The 22532-nt window shown below is 71.3% G+C and carries 16 protein-coding genes and 1 tRNA gene; 7 read left to right on the top strand and 10 right to left on the bottom strand.

Translation table 11 applies throughout. The features are described 5' to 3' along the window. Positions 1–37: 37 nt before the first annotated feature. Entirely contained in the window at positions 38–1825 is a 1788-nt protein-coding gene (locus RAH40_RS11440) for a M13-type metalloendopeptidase (RefSeq protein ID WP_306602252.1), read from the top strand. Here the strand turns inward: RAH40_RS11440 and RAH40_RS11435 are convergent, their stop codons facing one another. The 5 genes from RAH40_RS11435 to prfB form a co-directional block, all read right to left on the bottom strand. Further along, positions 1826–2650, bottom strand: coding sequence for a DMT family transporter (locus tag RAH40_RS11435; RefSeq protein ID WP_306602251.1), 825 nt, complete (start codon positions 2648–2650; stop codon positions 1826–1828). A gap of 9 nt (positions 2651–2659) precedes the next feature. After that, the gene (locus tag RAH40_RS11430; protein WP_306602250.1) at positions 2660–5374 is read right to left on the bottom strand and encodes a hypothetical protein; all 2715 of its coding nucleotides are present in this window, start codon (positions 5372–5374) and stop codon (positions 2660–2662) included. A 37-nt stretch (positions 5375–5411) separates the two neighbouring features. Continuing rightward, positions 5412–5996, bottom strand: a complete 585-nt coding sequence (locus tag RAH40_RS11425) for a hypothetical protein (RefSeq protein WP_306602249.1) — start codon at positions 5994–5996, stop codon at positions 5412–5414. 266 nt (positions 5997–6262) lie between these two features. Continuing rightward, on the bottom strand, positions 6263–8725 hold the full coding sequence (locus RAH40_RS11420; protein WP_306602248.1) for a heavy metal translocating P-type ATPase: 2463 nt from the start codon (positions 8723–8725) through the stop codon (positions 6263–6265). Continuing rightward, positions 8725–9831, bottom strand: coding sequence for a peptide chain release factor 2 (gene prfB, locus RAH40_RS11415; protein WP_306602247.1), 1107 nt, complete (start codon positions 9829–9831; stop codon positions 8725–8727). Before prfB ends, RAH40_RS11420 begins: the two co-directional genes overlap by 1 nt. Positions 9832–9909: 78 nt before the next feature. On the opposite strand from prfB, the gene RAH40_RS11410 reads away from it, so the two are divergent. Together RAH40_RS11410 and RAH40_RS11405 are read left to right on the top strand one after the other, a co-directional pair. Beyond that, positions 9910–10842: an alpha/beta fold hydrolase gene (locus RAH40_RS11410; RefSeq protein ID WP_306602246.1), complete on the top strand. Its 933-nt coding sequence runs from the start codon at positions 9910–9912 to the stop codon at positions 10840–10842. Between the two features lie 17 nt (positions 10843–10859). Beyond that, positions 10860–11804 (top strand): outer membrane protein assembly factor BamD, encoded by a 945-nt coding sequence (locus tag RAH40_RS11405; protein WP_306602245.1) that lies wholly within the window; start codon positions 10860–10862, stop codon positions 11802–11804. Here the strand turns inward: RAH40_RS11405 and RAH40_RS11400 are convergent. From RAH40_RS11400 to murJ, 3 genes are all read right to left on the bottom strand, one after another. Next, entirely contained in the window at positions 11801–14623 is a 2823-nt protein-coding gene (locus tag RAH40_RS11400) for an ATP-binding protein (RefSeq protein WP_306602244.1), read from the bottom strand. The two genes, RAH40_RS11405 and RAH40_RS11400, sit on opposite strands and share 4 nt — an antisense overlap. 86 nt (positions 14624–14709) lie before the next feature. Then, the gene (locus tag RAH40_RS11395) at positions 14710–15837 is read right to left on the bottom strand and encodes a DegT/DnrJ/EryC1/StrS aminotransferase family protein (RefSeq protein ID WP_306602243.1); all 1128 of its coding nucleotides are present in this window, start codon (positions 15835–15837) and stop codon (positions 14710–14712) included. A 67-nt stretch (positions 15838–15904) separates the two neighbouring features. Then, positions 15905–17521, bottom strand: coding sequence for a murein biosynthesis integral membrane protein MurJ (gene murJ, locus RAH40_RS11390; protein ID WP_306602242.1), 1617 nt, complete (start codon positions 17519–17521; stop codon positions 15905–15907). Positions 17522–17752: 231 nt separating this feature from the next. Between murJ and RAH40_RS11385 the strand changes: the two genes are divergently transcribed. The 4 genes from RAH40_RS11385 to RAH40_RS11370 are packed head-to-tail and all read left to right on the top strand — an operon-like array spanning position 17753 to position 21134. After that, complete coding sequence (locus tag RAH40_RS11385; RefSeq protein WP_306602241.1) at positions 17753–19192, top strand: diguanylate cyclase domain-containing protein; 1440 nt, start codon at positions 17753–17755, stop codon at positions 19190–19192. Between the two features lie 7 nt (positions 19193–19199). After that, a complete protein-coding gene (gene mtgA / locus RAH40_RS11380; RefSeq protein ID WP_306602240.1) occupies positions 19200–19910 on the top strand; it encodes a monofunctional biosynthetic peptidoglycan transglycosylase in 711 nt (236 codons plus the stop codon). A gap of 13 nt (positions 19911–19923) precedes the next feature. After that, on the top strand, positions 19924–20256 hold the full coding sequence (locus RAH40_RS11375) for a hydrogenase maturation nickel metallochaperone HypA (protein ID WP_306602296.1): 333 nt from the start codon (positions 19924–19926) through the stop codon (positions 20254–20256). A 2-nt stretch (positions 20257–20258) separates the two neighbouring features. Then, on the top strand, positions 20259–21134 hold the full coding sequence (locus RAH40_RS11370; RefSeq protein ID WP_306602239.1) for a DMT family transporter: 876 nt from the start codon (positions 20259–20261) through the stop codon (positions 21132–21134). 66 nt (positions 21135–21200) lie between these two features. Here the strand turns inward: RAH40_RS11370 and RAH40_RS11365 are convergent, their stop codons facing one another. Together RAH40_RS11365 and RAH40_RS11360 are read right to left on the bottom strand one after the other, a co-directional pair. Further along, a complete protein-coding gene (locus RAH40_RS11365) occupies positions 21201–22370 on the bottom strand; it encodes a hypothetical protein (protein WP_306602238.1) in 1170 nt (389 codons plus the stop codon). A 35-nt stretch (positions 22371–22405) separates the two neighbouring features. Continuing rightward, positions 22406–22480, bottom strand: a tRNA-Thr gene (locus RAH40_RS11360). Between the last annotated feature and the right edge of the window lie 52 nt (positions 22481–22532).

Genomic DNA, 22532 nt, shown 5'->3' with positions numbered 1-22532 from the left:
CGGAAGGCCCCCAGCATCATGATACGTGAGGTGTTCCTTGATTCGCGCGGCACGGTTCCTTCTTCCCTGCCTCGTGGCCGGCGTCCTGGGCGCGCAGGTCCACGGGATCCGCACCGCGGATCTCGACCCGACGACCCCGCCGTGCATGGATTTCTTCCGGTACGCCAATGGCGGCTGGATGAGGGCGAACCCCGTTCCCCCGGACCGCCCTTCCTGGGGCGCCCTCGACGAGATGGAGGCGCGCGTCGGAGCGGTGCTGCGCGAGGCGCTCGAGGACGCCGCAGCCTCCGGGGCCCCCGAGGGCAGCGTTCCCCGGCAGGTGGGGGACTTCTTCACGTCGGGGATGGACACGGACTCCGTCGCCCGGGGGGGCCTGGCGCCCCTGCGGGAAGGACTGGCCCGCATCGACGGCATGGGGGACCTGGCGGGCCTGGGAAGGGAGCTCGCGCGGCTCCACCTCACGGGTGCCCGGGCCGGCTTCGAATTCACGGTGGGTCCTGATGAAAGGCGCAGGACGGTCAACGTCGCGCAGCTGGCCCAGGGCGGGCTGGGGATGCCGGACCGGGACGACTACCTGGCCGAGGGGAGCCGCGAGGCCCGGGCCGCCTACCTCGACTACCTGGCGCGCCTGTTCACCCTTGCGGGCGAGAAGCCCGCCCTGGCGAGGGCCCACGCCGGCATCGCGTTCGACATGGAACGGCGCCTGGCCGGCGTTTCCATGACCCAGGCGGAGCGGCGGGATCCCATGGCCGCCTGCCGCCGGCTGTCCCAGGAGGACCTCTCCGCCCTCGCGCCCCGCTTTCCCTGGCGGGCCTATTTCGAGGCCGCGGGAATCGGCGCCCGCGAGGAGCTCCTGGTGCGCCAGCCGGCGTTCCTGGCCGGGCTCTCGGCCATGGCGGCCGATACGCCCGCGCCCCAGTGGCGGGCGTACCTCAAGGCGCGCCTGCTGGACGCCAGCGCCCCCTTCCTGGGCGGGGCCTTCGAGGACGCCTCCTTCGCCTTCCACGGGACGCGCCGGCCCCCGCCGCGGTGGCAGCGGGTGGCGCGCGCCACGGACGCGGCCCTGGGAGGGGCCCTGGGACGGATGTACGTGGCCCGGACCTTCTCTCCCAGGTCCCGGGTTCGCGCCCAGGACCTGGCGGCCCAGGTGTGCGTCGCGCTCAGGGAGCGGATCCGGGACCTGCCCGGGCTGACTCCGCCCGTCCGCGCGACGGCCCTGGACAGGCTGGACACCCTCGCCGTGAAGGTGGGCTACCCCGACGAATGGCGGGACGAACCGGCCCTGAAGGTGGACCGATCCGGCTACCTTGGCAACGTACAGCGGGCGGCGGCCTTCGCGTTCCGCAGCCAGGTGGCCCTGGTGGGCCGGCCCGTGGACGGATCCCGGTGGCCCGGGTCCTCCGCCGCGGTGACGGCCCGTTACGACGCGCGGCTCAACGAGCTCTACCTGCCCGCGGGGCTCCTCCAGCCGCCCTTCTTCGATCCCAGGGCCGACGACGCGTCGAATCTCGGGGGCCTCGGCGTCCTCATCGGCCACGAGCTCACCCGGGACGGGAACCTCCCGGGCCCGGGCGGCCTGGAGGCCGCCTTCGCGGCGCTGCAGAAGGGCCTGGAAGGCCGGCCGCGGACGTCCGTCGACGGGTTCACCCCCGAGCAGCGCTTCTTCCTGGCCTATGCCCAGAGCCGGCGAATCCATGCGCGGGAGGGGGCGGTGCGGGACGGCGTGAACGCGTCCCTGGCCGGCCTGCCCGGATTCGCGGCAGCCTTCGGGTGCGGGGCCCAGGGGCCCCCGCGCCAACCGCCGGCGCCGCCCGGGGCCAGGTGATCAGGGCCAGGCCAGGCCCGCGGCCCCCGCGGCCACGAGGCAGGCACCGGCCCACTGCCGGAAGGTGGGGCGCTCCCCCAGGGCCCTGGAGAAGACCACCGCGAAGACCACCGAGGTGTTGCGCAGGGTGGCCACGAGGCCCGCGCCGCCCAGGGCCAGGGCCTCGAGGTAGAGCAGGAAGCTGGCGGTGCACAGCAGGCCGGCCCCCAGCACCAGGGCCCGCTGGGAGGAAACGAAGTCCGGGCGCGGGAAGCCCCGCGCCAGGATCTGGATGGGAAGGCTCACGGCCATGGAGGTCGCGTAGAGTGGGATGGCCTGCGCCCCCCGGGCGAGGCTGAACTTGTAGCAGAGGGTGTAGCCGGCGATGGCCGCGCCCACAGAGGCGGCCCAGGCCAGGCTGCCGCGGCCGGCGCCCCGGCCGGGGGCGAGGCCCATGAAGGCCAGGCCCGCGCCCACCGTCCCCACCGCCAGGGCGGAGGAGAGCCGGAGGGACTCGCCCAGGAGGAGGACCGAGACGGGCCACACCAGCAGGAGGGAGCCTCCGCGCATCCAGGTGTAGCTCCAGCCCAGGGGGGAGGTCCTGAGGGCCCTGGCCAGGGCGAGGAAATACAGCCCCTCGAAGGCCCCCGCCCCCAGGCCCCAGGCCAGGGACGTGCCGGAAGGGAAGGCCCGCCCCGGAAGGAAGGGGCAGATGGCCGCCGTGGCCAGGAACGAGATGGCCAGGATGCCCCCGGAGGCGGCCTCGATGTCGGAGGCCTTCTTCAGGAGGGCGTTCCAAAGGGCGTGGAGCAGGGCCGACATCAGGACCAGGGGCGCCAGCGCCATGGGGTGGCCTCAGGGGCGGACCAGGAGGGTGAGGGTGCCCACCGCGCGGTTTTTCATGACGCCGTCCAGGGGCCGGTGGAGGCCGGCCTGGATCCGCATGCGCCGGAGGACCTGCTCGCTGGCTGCGCCCAGGGGATTGTCGAACGTGTATTCCAGGCCCGCCACCCGGGTGAAGGGCGGGCGTCCCGGTCTCGGGTCCCACAGGGCGGTGCCCTCGAGGTAGGCGCGGAGCGCGCCGCCGGCCTCCCCCCGCCACCGCAGGAAGCGGTCCCCCGCGGCCAGATGCGCGGGCAGGGCGGGCTGCTCCACCTGGTTGCATTCCAGGCTCGCGGGCAGGAGGCTCGTGGCGGTGCCCCCCAGGTGGAAGGCCTCGCCACCGGCGCCGCCCTGGGTGATCCGGCCCCCGGAGGTCCGCAGGGTGACGGGAACGCTGGGATTCTCCAGGCGCAGGGCCACCTCGGCCCGCAGGAGGTTCCAGCGGTTCCCGGCGGTGGCGCCGGGGAACCACTGGACGTTCGGAACCAGCGCGATGCCCCAGGCGCCCCGGGCCCACAGGGCCTGCATCCCGGCCCGGAGCCCCAGGATGCTCCGGGTGCGGGCGGCGCCGCCATCCAGGGGCTCCACCCGCTCCGTGGCCGCCACGGGGCTGAACCAGAAGGGGACCTCCCCCCGGTCGTCCCAGGTGAGGGAAAGCTCCAGGCCCTGGCGCCGGGTGTCCGCGGCCACCGGCGCGAACCGCTGGCGGGAGGGGCGCGCCGTGGCGCTGAAGGCGGTGAACGCGGGCCGCCAGGCCCAGGCGGCGCTGGAGACGCCCGCAACCGCGCCCCGGGGCCCGGCGCCGTCGCCGAAGCCCGCCAGGGCCTGCCAGGAAAGGCGCCCCAGGAGGTCCGCCCCCGCCAGGCCCACCTGCCAGCTGGATCCCGATGGCGCCAGGCTCGCGCCGGAGCCGAGCTGGATCCACGGGTTGGCCGCGGCGCGGTAGGGGACGGAGGGGAGGGGGCCCGGAACCCGGGGCAGGGCCACGGGTTCGGCCGGGGGGGCCAGGACGGCCTTCGTGGTGAGGAACCGGGGTTCCGGCGCCGGCGCGGCCCCGAGCGGAGGCAGGGTCAGGTCCAGCCGGCGGATCTCCATGCCCCGGGCGTCCAGGGTGGTGAAGAAGAGGCTCCTCCCGTCGGGGCTGGGGGCCGGGTTCCAGGCTCCGGCCACCGTGCGCGTCATGACCTGGGGGGCCTGGAAGGCCGGGGCGCCCCCGTCGCGCGTGAAGGGCACCTTCACCACCTCCACGCCGCCGTCCACCTCGCACCCGGCCCACAGGAGCCCCCTGGCCTCGTCCACGAAGGCCTTGCCCACCGCCTGGCCCGGCAGGGCCACTCGCCGGCCCTCCAGCTCCAGAACCCAGACGGCGCCGCGGTGGACGGGCTCGAGGGTCCGCCAGCGGGCAGGGGGCAGGGATCCAGGGGCACGGTCCACCCCCGAGCCGAGGTGCCACAGGGCGGGACGTCGGTGGAGGGTCCCTTCCGCGTCCGCATGCTTGAGCTGGAACCGTACGGTGGCGTCGTCGACCCATTCCGCCTGGTGGGGCGTGCGGTGGTCCAGGGCGGGCAGGGAGGCCGCGGGCGTGCGGGCGGGGCTTTCCGGGGCCACGTCCGTCACGAGGTTCAGGGGATCGGCCTTGGCGGGCTTTTTCGGGGCGTCCGGGTCCTGCAGCTTCCAGATCCGGAGGCCGGACTGCCCCCGGGCTTCCAGCGACGCCAGGAGCCGCGTGCCGTCCGGGCTCACGGCCAGGTCCCGCAGCCCGCCGCCGCTGCGCAGGAACAGCTCGCCTTCCCGGAGGCCCTGGGCCTTCAGGCGGAGCTCCCATTCCAGGGCGTCGTGGGCGGCTTCGGCCTGGAAGCGCTGGTATCCGTCCACCGCCGAGAAGCCGAAGGTCGCGAGGAAGGCTTCATCGAAGGACCGGTTCCGCTTGGAGGCCAGCTGCTTCCATAGGTTCCGGAGCACCTCGGGCTGGGCGGGCCGCTGACGCTCCAGCCACTCCAGGTAGGTGGAGCCCACCTCGTAGGCCATGCTGCCCCCCAGGAAGCCCTGGGTGCCGTTCAGGGCTCCATAGGACGGGAGTTTCCCGGCCCGGGCCCACTGGCGGATCAGGGCCGCCCGGAGGGCGCTGTGGGGCCGGCCGGACCCGGTGATGCGGCCTTCCGCCAGGGTCGCATAGCCCTCGGTGACCCAGCGGGGGCACTTCAGGACCAGGGGTCCGATGGGCAGGCCGAAGAGGGTGTCCAGGACGGTCTGCGCGCGCCTGGGGCGCATGAGGTGGTGGATGTGGGTCATTTCGTGGCTGACGAGTTCCTCCGTCCAACTGCCGAGGGCGTTGCCGAGGAGATCGTCGCTGCGGGGTTCCGTGGCCCAGAGGATCACGTAGGGGTTGGCCAGGAGGGGCACGGCCATGCCGTTGGGATCGGCCATGGGGTCCACCAGGACCACCTGGACGGGCCGCGGGCTTTCATAGCCCACGAGGGTGGCCACCTGCGCGTGGATGCCTTCGACGCGGGAGGCCACGTCCTGGGCCCAGTCCGACAGCAACGGCGGGTAGTGGATCCGGTAGTGGGCGGTGGTGAGGGTGCGCCACGCCGCATTCGGGGCCTGGATCCCGGCCGCCGTCGAGGGAAGCGCGGCCAGGACCGCCAGCGCGGAGGGAAGGAGGGAGGGGCGGCGGGAAGGGTCCATGGGCGGCATCCTTGTCGCCCTTCAGACTACCTTCGGTTCAGTACATCTGGTACCAGGCGAGGGCTCCGGTGTTGGCGGAGATGGCCACCTTCGCGCGCTCCCAGGGGCAGGTGAACACGTAGACGAGCTCGTCGGGATAGCCGGGGCTGTCGGGCCGCTTCGTCTCCACCTGGGAGAACCCGCGCACGTAGCCGTGGAGGTTGAGGTTGGCGATGGCCGAGTCAAGGTTGACCGCCACCCACGTGAACTCCATGGATTTGCATCCGGGAATGGAGGGCGGGGACAGGAAGAAATCCGAGAAGAGGCCTCGGGTGCATTTCACGCTCGCGGAGCGGGGCCGGGGAAGGACGGAACCCGCCTCCTCGGGCACCTGGTACTGGGCCTCGTAGAACAGGGTCCAGCGCTGGACGTCGCTGGCCTTGGACATGAGCCAGGCGGGGTCGGCCCCGTTGTCGCCACGCATCAGGCGCAGGTCCAGGGTCGCGGGGGAATGGGTCCCCTGAAGTCCATGGGATGCGTACCGCTTGGCGGCGGACGCCAGGCCGTTCAGGTCGACGAGGCCCTGGGCGGCGAGGGCGCCGGCGGCGCAGAGAAGGATCATGGCTGATTTTAATATGAACATGACGTCTCCTATTGGAGTGGATGAAATGTGGGTTCCATGCCGCTTGAGTTCAAGCGACATGGAACCCTTACCCATGGGTTAAGGCAATAAATGATTGAAAAATTATGTATAAAAAAGGGTGGATGAAACAAGCCGGGGGGTCGTGGCGATTGACGTCTGCGCAGCTGTGTAGTTGATCGGCAATGACAATTCTAGTCGGCTCGACGGGCTCTGCAAGTGTTCATTTCGATTATTGATTTTAAAACAAAATAAACATTAATTAAGTGTCAGGCCACCGTCTCGAGATCCCTTGGCCTGGAATCCAAAGAGAGCTTCCTCGCACTGTTCAATACCACACTGATGCTTGAAGCCATCATGGCCGTCGCGGCGAGGATCGGGTGGATGTGGCCCGTGAGAGCCAGAGGGACGAGCATGGCGTTGTAGACCATCGCCCAGCCGAGGTTCTGCCGTACCCGGCGCATGGCAAGGCGGGCGAGTCCGAGGAACTCCGGGATCCTGCGCAGGTCCCGGTGGACCAGCACCAGGCCCGCGGTCTCCAGGGCCACCCCGGCGCCGCTTCCCATGGCGATGCCCAGGTCCGCCTGGGAAAGGGCCACGGCATCGTTCACGCCGTCGCCGGCCATGGCCGCGGGTCCGATGTTCTGCTGGATCCACGCCAGTTTCTCGCCCTTTTCGATCGGTAGGGCGCCAGCCACGACCCGGTCCTCCGGAATGCCCACGCGGGCGGCCACTTTGATGCAGGTCTCGAGGCGGTCGCCGCTCACCAGCCAGCAGTCGATCCCCATGCGCCGGAGGGCGGCGACGGCGGCGGGGGCCTCGGGCCGCAGGCTGTCCCCCAGGCCCCACAGGGCCAGGCACGCCCCGTCCCGGGCCACCATCACGAGGGAGCCTTCGAGGCCGTCCCCGGCCCACCAGGCCTCGGGGGCGGCGACGCCCTGGGCCCGAAGCCAGGAGGGGCGGCCCACCAGGACCGGTTCGCCGTCGAGGGTGCCGGAGACGCCCAGGCCGGGGTGGTTGACGCGGTTCTCCACCCGGGGCAGGGCGGGGCCCCCGGCCAGGGCGCGGGTGGCCCCCTCCCGGAAGATGCGCTCGGCCAGGGGGTGCACGGCGATCTCCTCCAGCGCGGCGGCCAGGGCCAGCGCCTCGCCTTCAGGCGCGGCGAGGCGGACTCCGGTGAAGTCGAGCCGGCCGGTGGTGAGGGTCCCGGTCTTGTCCAGGACCAGGGCCTTGATGCCGGGCGCCTTCTCGAGCACGTCGCCTCCCTTGAGAAGGATGCCGCGCCTCGCGCACTCGGCCACGGCGGCCACCAGCACCATGGGCGTCGCCAGGCCCAGGGCGCAGGGACAGGCCACCACCAGCACGGCGACGCCGGCCATGAGGGCCTGGGCGGCGGTGGCGGCCCGGGCGTAGGCCACGAACCCGGCCAGGAGCGACAGGGCGATGACCACGGGCATGAACACGGCTGCGATGCGGTCCGCCAGGAGCTGGATGGGGGCGCGGGCCGCCAGGGTGCGCCGCACGCGCTGGACGATCTGGGCCAGACGGGTGCCGGCGCCCACGGCCATCGCCTCCATTTCCACGGTGCCCGAGGACAGGAGGGTCCCCGCGAAGGCCTGGGAGCCCGGCGCGAGGGCCACGGGCATCTGCTCGCCGGTGAGGGAGGACGTGTCGGCCCAGCCCCCGCCTTCCACCACCCGGCCGTCCACGGGGATCCGGCTCCCCTGCCGGACCCGCACCCGGTCGCCTTGGGCCACGGCGTCCAGGGCCGTCTCCCGCCAGGCGCCCTCCACGAGCACCTCGGCGCTGGGGGCGGAGAGCTGCAGGAGGCCGGCCACGGCCCTGCGGGCCTTGCGCCGCGCGCCGCCCTCGATGGCGCGGCCCACCACCAGGAGCGACACCAGCATGGAGGCCGTGTCGAAATACACATGGTGGGTGTGGAGCGCGAGGGCCGAGTAGAGGCTCACCGCGAAGGCCAGCAGGGCCCCGAAGCCCACGAGGCTGTCGGTGTTCGGGGAACCCAGGCGGATCCGGCGCCATCCGGTGACCATGATGGGCCAGCCGCAGTAGAGCAGGACGGGCAGCGCGGCCAGGCCGGTGGTGAGGGTGAAGGCGTCCCGCACCGTCATCGGCAGGGGATCCGGGTCGTAGATGCGCTCCATGAACACCAGGTCCGCCAGCCAGCGCGCCCCGGTGTCGTGGGCGAAGGCGGCGTACATCACCATGGCGTTCATCATGGCGTTGGCGCCCAGGACGATGGCCAGGACGAGCCGAAGCGGCCCGTGGACGCCGGCGTCGCGCTCGTCTTCGGGATCCAGGGGGCTCTGCTCGTGGGCGGGGAAGCCGTGGCGCGCGCAGTGGGCGGCTATGGCTTCCTTGGATACCCGGCCGGGCGCGTAGAGCACCTGGGCCACTTCGGAGACCGTCTCCACCGTGGCCTTCACGACGCCGGGCCGGGCCTGGAGGATGCCCTCCACCAGGGGGGCGCAGGCCGCGCAGGCGATGCCGTCGATCTTGAGCCAGAGCTCCAGGTAGGGGCCCGGGGGCAGGGCGGCGTCCGCCCCCGCCTCGCCCTTGAAGCGGGGCCCCATACGCCGGGCCTCCTCCGGGCCGAGGATCTCGAAGACCGTGGCGCAGCCGGGGCAGCAGAATTCCAGCGTGCCGCCCTCCAGGTGCCGCACCGTCCTGGTCTCGGCGATGGGGGAGAGGCAGAGATCGCAGTGGGCTTTCACTAACCCTCGGTCTTCAGGCTCTTTGCGAGGAGTTGCGTGCGGATGAAGGCGTCGAGGTCGCCGTCCAGGACCTTCTGGGTCTGGCTGGTCTCCTCGAGGGTGCGGTGGTCCTTGACCATCTGGTAGGGGGCCAGGACGTAGCTGCGGATCTGGGAGCCCCAGGCCACGTCGGACTTCTCGCCCGAGGCCTGGGCCACCTTCTCCTCGAACTTGCGCCGCTCCAGCTCGTAGAGGCGCCCCTTGAGGACCTTGAGGGCCGAGGCGCGGTTCTGGATCTGGCTGCGCTCGTTCTGGCAGCTCACCACCAGGCCCGTGGGCAGGTGGGTGAAGCGCACGGCGCTCTCGGTGCGGTTCACGTGCTGGCCGCCGGCGCCGCTGGCCCGGAACACGTCGATGCGCAGGTCCTTCTCGGGGATATCGATCTCGATGGTGTCGTCCAGCTCGGGGCTGACGTAGACCGCGGCGAAGCTGGTGTGCCGGCGCTTGGCGGCGTCGAAGGGGGAGATGCGCACCAGGCGATGGACGCCGGCCTCGGCCCGCAGGTAGCCGTAGGCGTAGGGGGCCGACACCAGGAAGGTGGCGCCCTTGATGCCGGCCTCGTCCCCGTCCTGGTAGTCCAGCATCTCGGTCTTCCAGCCCTTGGTCTCGCAGTACCGGAGGTACATCCGCAGGAGCATGGCGGCCCAGTCGCAGCTCTCGGTGCCGCCGGCCCCGGGGGCGATGGCCACGATGGCGTTGCTGACGTCCAGCTCGCCGGAGAGCATCATGCGCAGCTCGGCGTCCTCGATCTGGCGGCGCAGGTCCCCTTCCAGGGACTCGGCCTCCAGGAGCATCTCGGCGTCGTCCCGGGCCAGCTCCAGGGCCGTCTCCAGGTCGTCCAGGCCGCTCCCCAGGCGCTTGGCCAGGGCCAGCTCGTCCTGGATGACCCCGCGCTTCTTCAGGATGGGCTTGGCGGCGTCCGGGTTGTCCCAGAAGCCGGGAGCCGCCGTCTGCTCTTCCAACTGCTCGAGTTCCAGGAGCTTGCGGTCGGGGTCCAGGTGCCGGCGCAGCTGGCCGACCCGGGGTTCCAGTTCGTTTTTTGCTCTGACGAGGCTATCAAAGTCCATCCCCCATCGTAGCCGTTCCGGGGCCCCTTCCGAAACCTGGGGGGGGAAGTTCCGCGAATCCCAAGGTATCCTCAGGGGATGCCGGAAACCCTTTCCATCCTTCCCGAGGACATGGAGCCCACCGCGAGGGGGTTCCTGACCGGGCATGGGGGCACCCCGCTGGCCTGGGCCCGGTGGGACCACCCCAGCCCCCGGGGCCGGGTGGTGATCTCCCCGGGCTACGGGGAGCACGGGGAACGCTACCGGCACACCGCCAAGTGGCTGCACCGCACCGGGTGGTCCGTCACGGCCATGGACCACCAGGGTTTCGGCCGCAGCGGCGGGGTCCGGGGCGACGCCAGGGGCATCAAGGCCCCGGTGGAGGACCTGGCCCTGGTGCTGCGCCAGGAGCGCCTCAACGACACCCTGAGCCGGGGCTCCCTCCGGCCCGTGTGGCCCCAGGTGCTGCTCGGGCACAGCTTCGGGGGCCTGGTGGGGCTCCTGGTCCTGCTCTGGCACCCGGACACCCTGGACGCGCTCATCGCCTCCAGCCCCGCGGTGGCCCTGCGGGAGATCCCGCTGCCCCTGCGGCTCCTGCAGAAGGTCCTGCTGTACGCCGCCCCCCACCGGCCCTTGGACATCAAGGGGGACAAGACCCAGGTGTGCTCGGACCCCGTGCTTGTCCAGCGCTACTGGGACGACCCCCTCTGCCACCACCTCATCACCGCCGCCTTCCTGGACGCCATGGAGGAGGGGCGCCGGGAGCTCCTGCCCATGGGCGCCGAGCTGGAGCGCCCCATCCTCCTCCTGGAGGCCGGCCAGGACACCATCGCCGATCCCGACGGGGCCGAGGAGCTGTGGAAGGCCGTCCCCCAGGGCCGGCTGGAGCGGCACCGGCTCCCGGGCTTCCTCCACGAAGTCTTCCATGACCTGCGCCGGATCGACGCGGAACGCATCACCGAGGAATGGCTGGCCAAGGTTTTTCCTGCCAAGGCAGGAACCAATGCCCTTCCTGCCGCCATGTTGAATTGAGAAACCAAAGGAAATCCATGAACCTCACCCGAACGCTTCCCATTCTCGCCTGCGGCCTCCTGCTGATGGTCGGGGCGACGGCCTGCAAAAAGCCCAAGGCCAAGGCCGAGGAGGCCCTGGGCCAGACCGCGGCCCAGATCCTGGCCGAAGGCGAGATCTACCTGCAGAACGGCAAGTGGGAGGAAGGCCGCAAGGTGCTGCGGGTGATCGAGGAGCGCCTGCCCTCGTCCAAGGAATTCCCCCTGTCCAAGCTCATGGTCGCCGACAGCTTCTTCTTCGGGTCCACCACCACCTACCCCGAGGCCCTGGTGGAGTACCAGAGCTTCCTGAACTACTTCCCCCGGCACGAGCGCAGGGACTACGCCCTGTACCGCATCGCGCTCTGCCACTACGCGGTGATCGAGAACGCCGAGAGGGACCAGTCCGAGACCCGCAAGGCCCTGGACGCCTTCCAGACCCTCCTGAAGGAGGCCCCGGGCTCCGCCTACGCCGTGGACGCCAAGGCCAAGATCACCCAGTGCTGGCGCCGCCTGGCGGAATCCGAGCTCATGGTGGGGATCTTCATGGTGAAGAACTACCAGTTCGCCCCCGCCGAGATGCGCCTCAAGACGCTGATGGAGACCTACCCCGAATACGTGGACCGGGAGCGGGCGTACTACTACCTGGGCGAGGCCATGCGGCAGCGTCCCGTCAACACCGAGGTCATCAAGCAGTTCAACAAGGACTGGCTGGCCAAGGTCAAGAAGGACGAATTCCCCAAGCTCACCAAGGAGGAGATGGCGGAGTTCTCCAAGGCGTTCAACGTCCTGGTCAAGGAAGAGCTGGACAAGTACAAGGAAGAGGCCAAGGGCTTCTACCAGAAGCTGGTGGAGAGCTACCCCGGCAGCGAGTGGGCGGGGCGCGCCAACGACCGGCTGCTCGAGATGGGGCAGACGGGGCGCAAGGAAGAACTCGACAGCTAGATCGCCGCCAGCAGGTCCCCCAGCTCCCGCCTGTCCAGGGGCTTCTGGAGGAAGCCGGCGAAGCCCTGCTCCCGGAGCTGCCCGGGGCCTGCGCTCCGCGGGAAGCCGCTGACCAGGATGATGGGCACCTCCGGGTCGATGCCCCGCAGGGTGACGGCGAGCGCTTCACCCGAGGATCCGGGCAGGACCATGTCCAGGATCACGGCCTTGAGGGCCCCGTGGTGGGCGGTGAAGTGGGCGAGGGCGCCCTGGGCGTCCGCCACGGCGTGGACCGCGTAGCCCAGGGACTCGATGGCCATGGTCGTGGCGGTGCGCACCAGGTCCTCGTCCTCCACCACCAGCAGGCGGCCCGTGCCGGTGGGCAGGGGGCCCTGGGCGCCGGGGGAGGCCTGCCTCAGGCCGGGCTGGGCCAGGGGCAGGTAGAGGTGGAAGACGGTCCCCTCCCCGACGCTGGACTCCACCGTCACCGCGCCCTTGTGCGAGACCATCGTCCCGAAGACCGCCGCCAGGCCCAGGCCGGTGCCCTTGCTGACCTCCTTGGTGGTGAAGAAGGGATCGAAGATGTGGCCCAGGTTGGCCTCGGGGATGCCGCAGCCCTGGTCGGCCACCGAGACGTGGAGGTGGGCCCCGGGCTCCAGCCGGAAGCCGCCCTGGGAACAGTCGGCCTCCTCGATGGCCAGGGTCTCGGTGGCGAAGGTGAGCACGCCGCCGTCGGGCATGGCGTCCCGGGCGTTGACCCCGAGGTTGAGGAGGGCGCTTTGGATCTGGGAGGGATCCCCCACCACCGTGGCGTCGGCGGCCAGGAGGCGCAAGTCGATCCTGATCCTGCGGTCGATGGTGCGCTCCAGGAGCGTCACCGCCTCCTGGATGATGAGATGGACGTCGGTGGGGGTGGAGAGGACCTTCCCCTTGCGGGCGAAGGCCAGGAGCTGGCGGGTGAGCTGTCCGGCCCGGTCCGCGGCGGCCACGATGGTTCCGGCCAGGCGCGCCGGCCGCTCCCCCTGCACCTCCTCGTGGAGGAGCTCGGCCGCGGACCGGATGGCCGAGAGCATGTTGTTGAAGTCGTGGGCGACCCCCCCGGCCAGCTGCCCGAGGGCGTCCATCTTCTGGGCATGGTGGAGCTTGGTCTCCATCTCGCGGATGGCCGTGAGGTCCCGGACGATCACCATCAGCAGGTCGTCGTCCTGGTGCCGGAACCGGGTCACGGTGATGTCGCTGTCGAAGAGCGTCCCGTCCGCGCGCCGGCACTGCCACGGGAGCCGCTGCACGGATCCGCCCAGGGCGGCGGCGGCCAGGCGTTCCCCGTGGTCGCGGGAGTGGCTGCCGTCGGGCTGGCGCACCGGCGCCAGGACCCAGGGGGGTTCGGCGGCCTGGAAGATCTGCAGGTACCGGGGGTTGGCGTCGACGACCTCGCCGCGGCGGAGGACGGCCACGGCGGCGGGGACGGCCTCGAACAGGGTCCGGAAGTAGGCCTCGCTGCCCTTCAGGGCCTCCTGGGCCTCCTCGGCCTGGGTGACGTCGTAGACGATGCCCACCATGCGGGCAGGCCTGCCGGAGGCGCTCTTGAGGTTCCGTGCGGCGACCCGCAGGTGCACGACGGAAGCGTCCGGCTTCCGGGCCCGGAACTGGGTCAGGTGGAGGCCCTCGGCGGCCAGGGCGGCCCGGAAGTCCGCGCGGACCCGGTCCTTGTCCCGGTCATCCACCCGGTCCAGCCAGGCCTCCCCCGGCGAAGGCAGGTCCTCCCTCCGGAGGCCCAGGAGCCGGTACATGCCGTCGTCCCAGTGGAGGCGCCGGCGGTCCAGGTCCCAGTCGAAGATGCCGATGCCCGCGCCCTGGGCGGCGATGGCGAGGCGCTCCTGGAGCAGGAGGGCCGATTCGGCCGACTTCCGGTTCCGCCGCTGGAGGACCAGGATGCCGGCGCAGCCGGCCACCAGGAGGCAGGCCACCGCGGCGTTGATCTTCAGGTCCCGGTGCCACTGGGCCAGGGCGCGGGCCTTCCGGTAGCCCGCCACGGTGTAGAGGGTGGTCCCCGGAACCTGCCATCCGGCCCAGATGTGCGGCTCCTGTTCGCCCATGGACGCCCCCTCGAAGGCGATGGGGCCCTTCCAGATGGAATCCATCCGGGGCTCCACCAGCCGTGTGCCGATGGGGCCCGCGGGCGACCGCGCGATGAGCTGATGGTCCATGGCGTGCAGGGACAGGACCCACTGGGCCTGGTCCACGGCCACCATGACCGTGCCGAGGGCCTCGGTGTCCAGCGTCGCTATGACGAGCCCGGCGAATCGCCCACCGGCGTCCGTGACGCGCCGGGATGGGAAGATGCCCCAGCGCCCGGAGACCCTGCCCAGGAACGGGTCGGAAACCCGCATCTCGTCGGCGATGGCATCCCGCTGTTCCTGGAAGTAGTTGCGGTCCGCGATGTTAACGTCCGGGAGCACCTCGGTGGAGGAGAAGACGTAGCGGCCATCCGGGCCTACCACGTGAAGCAGCAGGACTTGCGGAACCTTCGCGGCCTGGCGGCGGAGGTAGGCGCGCATGGCCGCGTCCCGCGCCGGGGAGAGGGCCCTGGGGCCCCGGAGGAGGTCCTCCGGGTCCAGGTGCTCCCGGATGTCCAGGAGGAGGAGGTCCACTTCCTTGAAGATCTCCTGGACCCGGTGGGCGGTGGCCTGGGCCCGGTTCGCGGCCCGGGTGGAGATGATCTCGAGGTCCCGCCGGCGTCCCTGCACGAGCATCCAGGTCTGGAACCCCAGGGCCAGGAGCATGGTGATCACGACCGTGACGGTCAGGCTATCGAGCCAGGCTGGACGGCGGATCTTCACGGGGGCCCCACGAAACCAAAGGGGCGGATTCTCCCTGGGTTCTATGGACTAATCGGAAGCTGGCGATGAAGTCTTAAATTTCCGGCCTACCTGGCGCCGAAGAAGCTCAGCAGCCCCTGGGCCACTTCTTCGAGCATCGCCGGGGTCATTTCGGGGTAGACGGGCAGGCTGAGCACTTCCTGGCTGGCCAGCTCGGATTCGGCCAGTCGGCCCTTCTTGTAGCCCAGGTATTCGAAACAGGGCTGTTCGTGCAGGCAGATCGGGTAGTAGACGGCGCAGCCGATGCCCAGGCCGCGCAGGTGGGCCATGAGGGCGTCCCGGCGCCCGCCCTTCACGCGGATCGTGAACTGGTTATAAATGTGCCGGCCATCGGGGACCTTTTCCAGGGGCAGGACCATCTGGTCGGGGGTGATGGCGGCCAGGCGCTCGATGTACCACGCCGCGTGCCGGCGCCGACCTTCGTGCCAGCCCTCCAGCATGGGCAGCTTGGCGCGGAGCACCAGGCCCTGGAACTCGTCGATACGGCCGTTCATGCCGATCTCGTGGTGGACGTAGACGGGCTCCATGCCGTGGACGCGCAGGCGGCGGACCTTGGCGGCCAGGGCCTCGTCGTCCCGGATCAGGGTCATTCCGGCGTCCCCGAAGGCGCCCAGGTTCTTGGTGGGATAGAAGCTGCACCCCGTCATCTGGCCGAACTGGCCCGCGGAGAGGCCCCAGCCCTTGGCGCCCAGGGACTGGCAGGCGTCTTCCAGCACGGGGATGCCGTGCTTGTCCGCAACCGCCATTATGGCGGGCATCTCGGCCAGCTGGCCGAAGAGGTGCACGGGGATGATGGCCTTGGTGCGGGGCGTGATGGCCGCCTCCACCAGGGCGCCGGTGACGTTGAAGGTTTCGGGGTCCAGGTCGATGAAGACCGGCGTGGCCCCCAGGCGGGACACGACGCCCGCGGTGGCGAAGAAGGTGAAGGAGGGGAGGATCACCTCGTCCCCGTGCTTGATGTCCAGCGCCATGAGCGCCACCAGCAGCGCGTCGGTGCCGCTGGACATGCCCACCGCGTATTTGGCGCCCGAATACTCGGCCAGCTCGGCCTCCAGGCCCTTGACGTTCTCGCCCAGGACGAAGCTGGAGCGGTCGATGATGCTGGACAGCCCCTGGAGGATCTTCTCCTTGACCGAAGCGTTCTGGGGCGCGAGTTCGAGCATGGGCACGGACATGGAAACTCCTGTGAATTCCTAGATTATGCCAGTGCCGGCGGCCGCCCGCACCCAATTGGGGTCCGCGTCACGTTTTCCGGCCCAGTTTGCGGGCCAGCAGAGCGGCCAGGGAGGCCCCCTCGGGCACCCGGAACAGCAACAGGAGGGCCCCGTAGGAGAGCCCGCACAGACCGATGAGGGGGAAGAGCCGGGCGCCGGTGCCCCCCAGCCCCTGGAAGGACGAAAGTCCCAGGAGCCTGGCCCCCAGCCACGCCAGGAGTCCCATGAGGCCCGCCGCCAGCCCCATGGAGAGCCACCCGCCCACCACCTCCCGCACGGGGAGGTCCGGCATGCGCCGGCGCAGTCCGGCCACCATGAAGCCCAGGCCCGCGATGCTGGCGAGCCCGTTGGCCAGGGCGATGCCTCCGGTGCCCAGGGGCTTCATGAGGATGTAGGAGAGCACGACGTTCACCCCCATCCCGAGGAGGGCGGCGTAGGCGGGACGGCGGTAGTCCTTCAGGGCGTAGAGGCACTGGGCGGTGATGCGGCCCGTGGCCACGAACAGGATGCCCACGGCCTGGAAGGCCAGGGTGGTGGCGGTCCACTCCACGTCGCGGGCCGAGTAGCGCCCCGTCTGGAAGATGAGGGCGATGATGGGCCGGGCCAGGACCGCCATGCCCACCGCCCCCGGGATGGCCAGCACCGCGGTGCCCCGCAGGGCCGAGGCCAGGCTCGCGCGCAGGCCCGGAGCGTCCCCGGCGTCCACCAGGCGGCTCATGGCCGGCAGGCTCACCGTGGCCACGCTGGCCGCGAAGACCCCCAGGACCATCTCGCCCATCATGTTCGCGTTGAAGAGCACCGCCTGGGCGCCCACGGCCAGCTGCGAAGCCAGGGTGGTCGAGATCAGGACGTTGATGGGGTGGATGCCCGTGCCCAGGATCCCCGGCGCCATGCGCCGGAGGGCCGTGCGCACCCCGGGGTCCTCGAGGTGGAGGCCCCAGCGGATCCCGTAGCCCAGGCCCCGGAAGGCCGGCCAGAGGATGAAGAGCTGGACCAGGCCCCCGGCCAGCACCGCCACCGCCATGACCACCGCGGCCCGTTCCGGGGCCCGCCAGGCCCTGGGCCCCCAGGCGAGGCAGGCCAGGGTGATGCCGATGAAGGCGGCGTTCCAGAACGTGGACACCGAGGCGGGCAGGCCGAAGCGCCCCTTCAGGTTCAGGACCGCCGACAGCCCCGCGGTGACGCTCACCAGCGCCAGGTAGGGGAACATGATGCGGGCCAGGGTGGTGGTGAGGAGATACTCCGGCGGCCCCGGCTGCAGGCCCAGGACGATGTCCCACAGCAGCCCGGCCTGGTGCCCCCAGCCCGCGCCGGGCGCCAGCCTCCCCATCACCTGGAGGCCCGCCAGCAGCCCCATGGCGGGGATGCCCAGGGCGCACAGGCAGGTCAGGAGCAGGGCCAGGGTCCCCAGGAACCGCGCCACCAGGTCCCTTGCGGCCTCCTCGCCCCGGGCCGCCTCCACCTCGCCCACGGTGGGGAGGAAGGCCGAGGTCATCGTCCCCTCCGCCGTGAACCGGCGCAGGAGGTTGGGGATGCGGAAGGCCACCAGGAACGCGTCGGCCGCGGGGCCCGCCCCCAGGTAGTACGCCACCACCCGGCTCTGGAGCATGCCGGTGATGCGCGAAAGGAGCGTGAGCGAACCCACGACTCCGGCGGACCGGAGCAGGGAGGCGCCCGGTTTCCCGGTCTTGGCTTGGGGCGGGGTGATGGAGGACTCCTTGGATTGGAAGGGGTGGACGGATCACTTTAGCAAAATGTCGGACCGCCGCGTTGGACGTGCCGAATTCAAGCAATAAAAAATTCATTGCAATGAAGGACGCTGATCGTAATTTGGGTTCCAGAGCTTGATGGGATGGCTTGGCTGAATGAATTTATCATGAAAAACCTAGACGCCAACCCCTTCGCGCCGCTTCCGGTTTCCGCGGGCCTCCTCGACGGCCCCGTGGTGACGGCCCTGCTGGAAGCCATGGGCTGCCACGCCTTCATCCTGGACCTGGACCTGCGTCTGCTGGCCTTCGACCCGGGCGCCCCCGCGGCCCTGGGGCTGGGCGCGGGGCCCGGGGGTCCGGACATCGTGCCCCTCCTGGCCCGCACCCGCGCGGCCTCCCGGGGCTACCGCCTCTGCGGCGCGCCCCTGCCCCTGGGAGGCGGACCGCACCTGTGGGTCTTCGAGGATGCGCGCGGCCAGGAACGGCGCGAGGAGCTGGAGATGATCTTCCTCCACGAGCTCCTGGGGACCCTCGCCCCCCGGTGGGGCGGGGAGGGCCCGGACCTTTGGGAGACGGCCCTGGGAATCTACCGGGAAGTGGTGGTCCCGCGCCTGGCCCTGGACCGGCGCAGGGAGGTCCCGGGAGCCCGCGCGCTGGAGCAGGGGGAAGCGCCCCGGTGCGAGGCGGAGGCCGCGGTGCGCACGCACCTCGGGTCGGCCCCCAAAGTGCTGGTGGTGGATGATTCCACGATGGTCCGCAGGCTGCTGGCCGCGGTCCTCGGCAGGGAATTCCGGGTGCTGGCGGCCGAGGACGGCGATGCGGCCCTGGCCCTCGCCCTGGAGGCGCGGCCCGACCTGATCCTCCTGGACGCGCTCATGCCCGGCATGGACGGCTTCACGGCCTGCGAGCGCCTCAAGGCCGACGCCCGCACCGGGGAGATCCCGGTGCTCTTCCTCACGGCCCTGAACGGGGAGGTGGACGAGATCCGGGCCCTGGAGGCCGGGGCCATCGACTTCATCCAGAAGCCCATCAACGCCGCCACGGTGCTGGCCCGGGTGCGCAACCACATCGAGCTCAAGCGTTCCAAGGACAGGCTCCTGGCGCTCGCGGTGCAGGACGGGCTCACGTCGCTGTCCAACCGGCGCCACTTCGACCAGGTCCTGGCCCGGGAGTGGCAGCGCTGCCGCCGCGAGGGCAGCCCCCTGGCCCTGATCCTGGGCGATGTGGACTGCTTCAAGAACTTCAACGACACCTACGGCCACGTGGAGGGCGACGCCTGCCTGAAGGCCGTGGCGGCGGTCTTCGCCGCGGCCCTGCGCCGGCCCGGGGACATGGCCGCCCGCTTTGGAGGCGAGGAGTTCGTGTGCCTCCTTCCCGACACCGACGAGGCAGGCGCACAGGCGGTTGCCGAGCAGATCACCGCGGCCCTGGCGGACCTGGGCCTTCCCCATGCAGGTTCGGACGTGGCCCCGCACGTGACCGCGAGCCTGGGCGTGGCCGCCGTCTGCCCCACCCCGGACGACGTGCCCGGCAGCCTGGTGGACGAGGCCGACCGGCGGATGTATGAAGCCAAGCGCAAGGCCAAGGCCCGCCGTCTTAGGGCATAATTGCCCAATGAAGAATCGACCCGTGTGGAAGCGCCTCCTGCGCTGGCTGGGCTTCGGCCTCCTGGCCTGCGTGGCCGCCAGCATTGTCGCCGTGCTGCTCTTCCGCTTCGTGCCCGTGCCCGGCTCCGCGCTCATGGCCGAGCGCCGGATCCTGTCCCTCGGCCGGGACAAGCCGTACCGCCCGCGCCACGTCTGGGTCCCCCTGGAGGACATCGCCCCGGCCATGGGCGTGGCCGTCATCGCCGCCGAGGACCAGAACTTCCCCGACCACTTCGGCTTCGACTGGAAGGCCATCGAGAAGGCCGTGGCCCACAACGAGCGAAGCCGGAAAAAGCGCGGCGCGTCCACCGTCTCCCAGCAGACCGCCAAGAACCTCTTCCTGTGGGAGAGCCGCTCCTGGGTGCGCAAGGGCTTCGAAGTGTACTTCACGCTCCTGCTCGAGGCCGGCTGGTCCAAGCGCCGGATCCTGGAGGTCTACCTCAACATCGTGGAGTTCGGCGACGGGATCTACGGGGTCGAGGCGGCCGCCTCGAAGTACTTCGGCAAGCACGCCAGGTCGCTGACCCCCTCCGAGGCCGCGCTGCTGGCTGCGGTCCTGCCCTCCCCGCTCAAGTACCGCGCCGACGCGCCCAGCGCCTACGTGAGGGGCCGCCAGGAATGGATCCTCAACCAGATGCGGATGCTGGGGGGAACCCAGGTCGTGAAGGCGCTGGGGTGACCGCGTGCACGAGATGAGCCTCATGGCGGGCATGCTGGGAATCATCGAGGAGCGGGCGGAGCTCGACGGCTTCACCCGGGTGGTCCGGGTGGTCCTGGAGATCGGCCGGCTCTCGGGGGTCGAGCCCGAGGCCATGCGCTTCGCCTTCGACGTGGGCACCCGCGGCTCCGTGGCCGAAGGCGCGGAGCTGGACCTCCTGGAGACCCCGTGCCTGGCCCGGTGTCCGGAATGCCGGGCCGAGTCGCCCCTCGAGGCCTTCTACGACCCCTGCCCGGCCTGCGGAGGCTTTCCCATGGAGATCCTCCGGGGCCGGGAGATGCGGATCGTCGCGCTGGACGTGGAGTAGGCGTGGCCGGCGGACCCCCGCCCCGGGCCACCCTGGCCCGCGCCGCCCTGGCGGGGTCCGCGGCCTGCTTCGGGCTCATGGCGGTCCTGGCCCGCAAGCTGACCCAGCCCGGAATGGGGTTCACGCCGGGGCACCTGTCGGTGCTCCGGTTCGTCGTGGGCATCCTCCTCTGCCTGGCCGCCTTCCGGATCCGCCCGAAGCTGTACGCCCCCCACGGCTACGGCGTCCTCGTCTCCCGGGGCATCACCGGGGGTCTCGTGGTGGTGCTCTACTTCTACGCCCTGGCGCACATCCCGGCCGGGCAGGCGGGGATCATCTACAACCTCTTCCCCGTCATCGCCACGGCCCTGTCGCTCCATTTCTTCCGGGAGCGCCCCACGGTGCACCTGCTCCTGGCCGTTGCCGCGGCCTCGGCGGGGGTGGTGCTGGTGCTCGGGCAGGGCACGCTGGCCCTGGGCTTCGGCCGGGGGCAGCTCGCGGCCCTGGCCGCGGCCTTCTTCGCCGCCACCAGCGCCATCGCCATCCGTGCCGCCCGCCCCACCAACAACGCCACCACCATCTTCTTCTTCTTCAGCCTGGTGGGCCTGCCCGTGGTGGCCCCCTTCGCCCTGGCCCCCTGGCCCCGGGAGCCGCTACCCTGGCTGCTGGGCCTCCTCATGAGCTTCATGGCCTTCCTGGCGCAGCTGCTCATGGCCGAAGCCTACGGTTCCCTGTCCATCTCCGAGGCTGCCGTGTGGCTGCAACTGACCCCCATCGCCACCTACCTCATCGCGCTGCCGGTGCTGGGGGAGCCGGTCACGGGCTTCGGGCTGGCGGGCGTGCTGCTCACGGTCGGGGGGGTGGCCTACGGCACCCTCCTGGGGCACCGGCGCCCGTAAGGCCGGGCACCCTCCCAGGCGCCGCACGGTCCACCGGGTGAGGCAGGCGAGGTCCCATGGCGGTTTCTACAGGCCGCCCCCGGCGAAGAGTCCGGGCACGTAATCCCCTTCGCGCATGAGGGGGAAGGCCTCCCCGCCCTCCAGCGCCAGGGTCACGTCGGCCACCGCCACGTCCGGCTGGGTTTCGGGAACGTAGACGCGGTCGATGTGCACCACGGCCTCGGGCCGGCTGAAGGCGGCGGGCCCCACCTGGCCTCCGAAGTGCTCGCTGCGGCCGAAGGCGATGTGCAGGCCGAGCTTCTCGTCCAGCAGCACCGTGCCCACGGGCTTGACCCCGAAGGCGGCCAGCACGCCCAGGCCCAGTTCGGCCAGGTTGCCGTAGGCCGGCTCCGCCTTGAGCAGCGCCGCTTCCCGGGCGGCCTCGGGGCCTCCCGGGGCCACGCCGACCGCCACGTTGCCCTGGATGCGGTAGCACACCACCTCGGGGCCGAACTGCACGGGCAGGGTGCCTTCGCTGAGGCTGGGAACGCCGTCCCGCTCCCCTTCGTACGGCACGATGTAGGCTTCGCCGGAGGGCAGGTTGCCGGCGGTGCCGGGCCGGGGCAGGAGGCCGCCGCTGGCGTGGGCGGCGCGGTGGCGCAGGTCCAGGTGGAGCCGGGCCTCGCCGCCGGGATGCCGGAAGCGCAGGTCGGCCCCCGTGGCCCGGTCCAGCAGGCCCTTCAGGAGCTCCACCCGGCGGTTCACCTCCTGGTAGTCCAGGCGCAGGCTGGGGAGCATGGCGGCGGTGAAGCCGGGCATGGTGGCGGCCCGGATGGGGTGCTGGCGCGCCGCCACCTTGAGGGGCGCGGTGGCCGAGAAGGTGGTGAGGGCGATGAGGATGGAATGGTCCGCGTAGATCTGCGGAAAGGGCACCGCCGCGGCCGGGTCCAGGTCCCCGGCATGCTGGGGCGGGGCCCCGCCGCGGTGGATCCAGGCGCTGCCGGGCAGGTCGCCGTTGTTGGTGTGCACGTTGGGGTAGGCCACGAGGTGCACGGGGAAGCCCAGGTCCCCGCTGCGCGCGGCCAGGGCCTCGACCCAGGCCGCCGCCAGGGCCCGCCGCTCCCGCCATTCCGGCTGGTCCGGCACCTGGCCGTCCGGCAGGTCCACCAGCACCGCCAGCCCCCGGTCCCCGGGGCCGGGCGCGAACACCCGGCGCACCAGCGCCACCAGTTCGTCCGTGGTCATGCCTTGGGTCATGGTCGCCTCCCCTGGGGTACGCATGCCCCGGATCCTGGAGCCGCCTGTCGGATTTGAACCGACGACCTTTCGCTTACAAGGCGAGTGCTCTACCCCTGAGCTAAGGCGGCTGGGCAGCCAGTATAGCCTGGGCCCCTTCCGTCCGGAACGGAGCCCGGTCAG

The organism is Geothrix sp. 21YS21S-2 (assembly GCF_030846775.1).
In the GTDB taxonomy this organism is placed as follows: Bacteria; Acidobacteriota; Holophagae; order Holophagales; family Holophagaceae; genus Mesoterricola.
The sequence above is the reverse complement of the archived record's forward strand: the minus strand, read 5'-3'. Positions and strand labels throughout refer to the sequence as shown.

Excerpts from the sequence above, each read along its gene's own strand:
- RAH40_RS11435 (WP_306602251.1), bottom strand. The coding sequence starts at position 2,650 with ATGGCGCTGGCGCCCCTGGTCCTGATGTCGGCCCTGCTCCACGCCCTT.
- RAH40_RS11430 (WP_306602250.1), bottom strand. The coding sequence starts at position 5,374 with ATGGACCCTTCCCGCCGCCCCTCCCTCCTTCCCTCCGCGCTGGCGGTC.
- RAH40_RS11425 (WP_306602249.1), bottom strand. The coding sequence starts at position 5,996 with ATGTTCATATTAAAATCAGCCATGATCCTTCTCTGCGCCGCCGGCGCC.
- prfB (WP_306602247.1), bottom strand. The coding sequence starts at position 9,831 with ATGGACTTTGATAGCCTCGTCAGAGCAAAAAACGAACTGGAACCCCGG.
- RAH40_RS11410 (WP_306602246.1), top strand. The coding sequence starts at position 9,910 with ATGCCGGAAACCCTTTCCATCCTTCCCGAGGACATGGAGCCCACCGCG.
- RAH40_RS11405 (WP_306602245.1), top strand. The coding sequence starts at position 10,860 with ATGAACCTCACCCGAACGCTTCCCATTCTCGCCTGCGGCCTCCTGCTG.
- RAH40_RS11395 (WP_306602243.1), bottom strand. The coding sequence starts at position 15,837 with ATGTCCGTGCCCATGCTCGAACTCGCGCCCCAGAACGCTTCGGTCAAG.
- RAH40_RS11385 (WP_306602241.1), top strand. The coding sequence starts at position 17,753 with ATGAAAAACCTAGACGCCAACCCCTTCGCGCCGCTTCCGGTTTCCGCG.
- mtgA (WP_306602240.1), top strand. The coding sequence starts at position 19,200 with ATGAAGAATCGACCCGTGTGGAAGCGCCTCCTGCGCTGGCTGGGCTTC.
- RAH40_RS11375 (WP_306602296.1), top strand. The coding sequence starts at position 19,924 with ATGAGCCTCATGGCGGGCATGCTGGGAATCATCGAGGAGCGGGCGGAG.
- RAH40_RS11365 (WP_306602238.1), bottom strand. The coding sequence starts at position 22,370 with ATGACCCAAGGCATGACCACGGACGAACTGGTGGCGCTGGTGCGCCGG.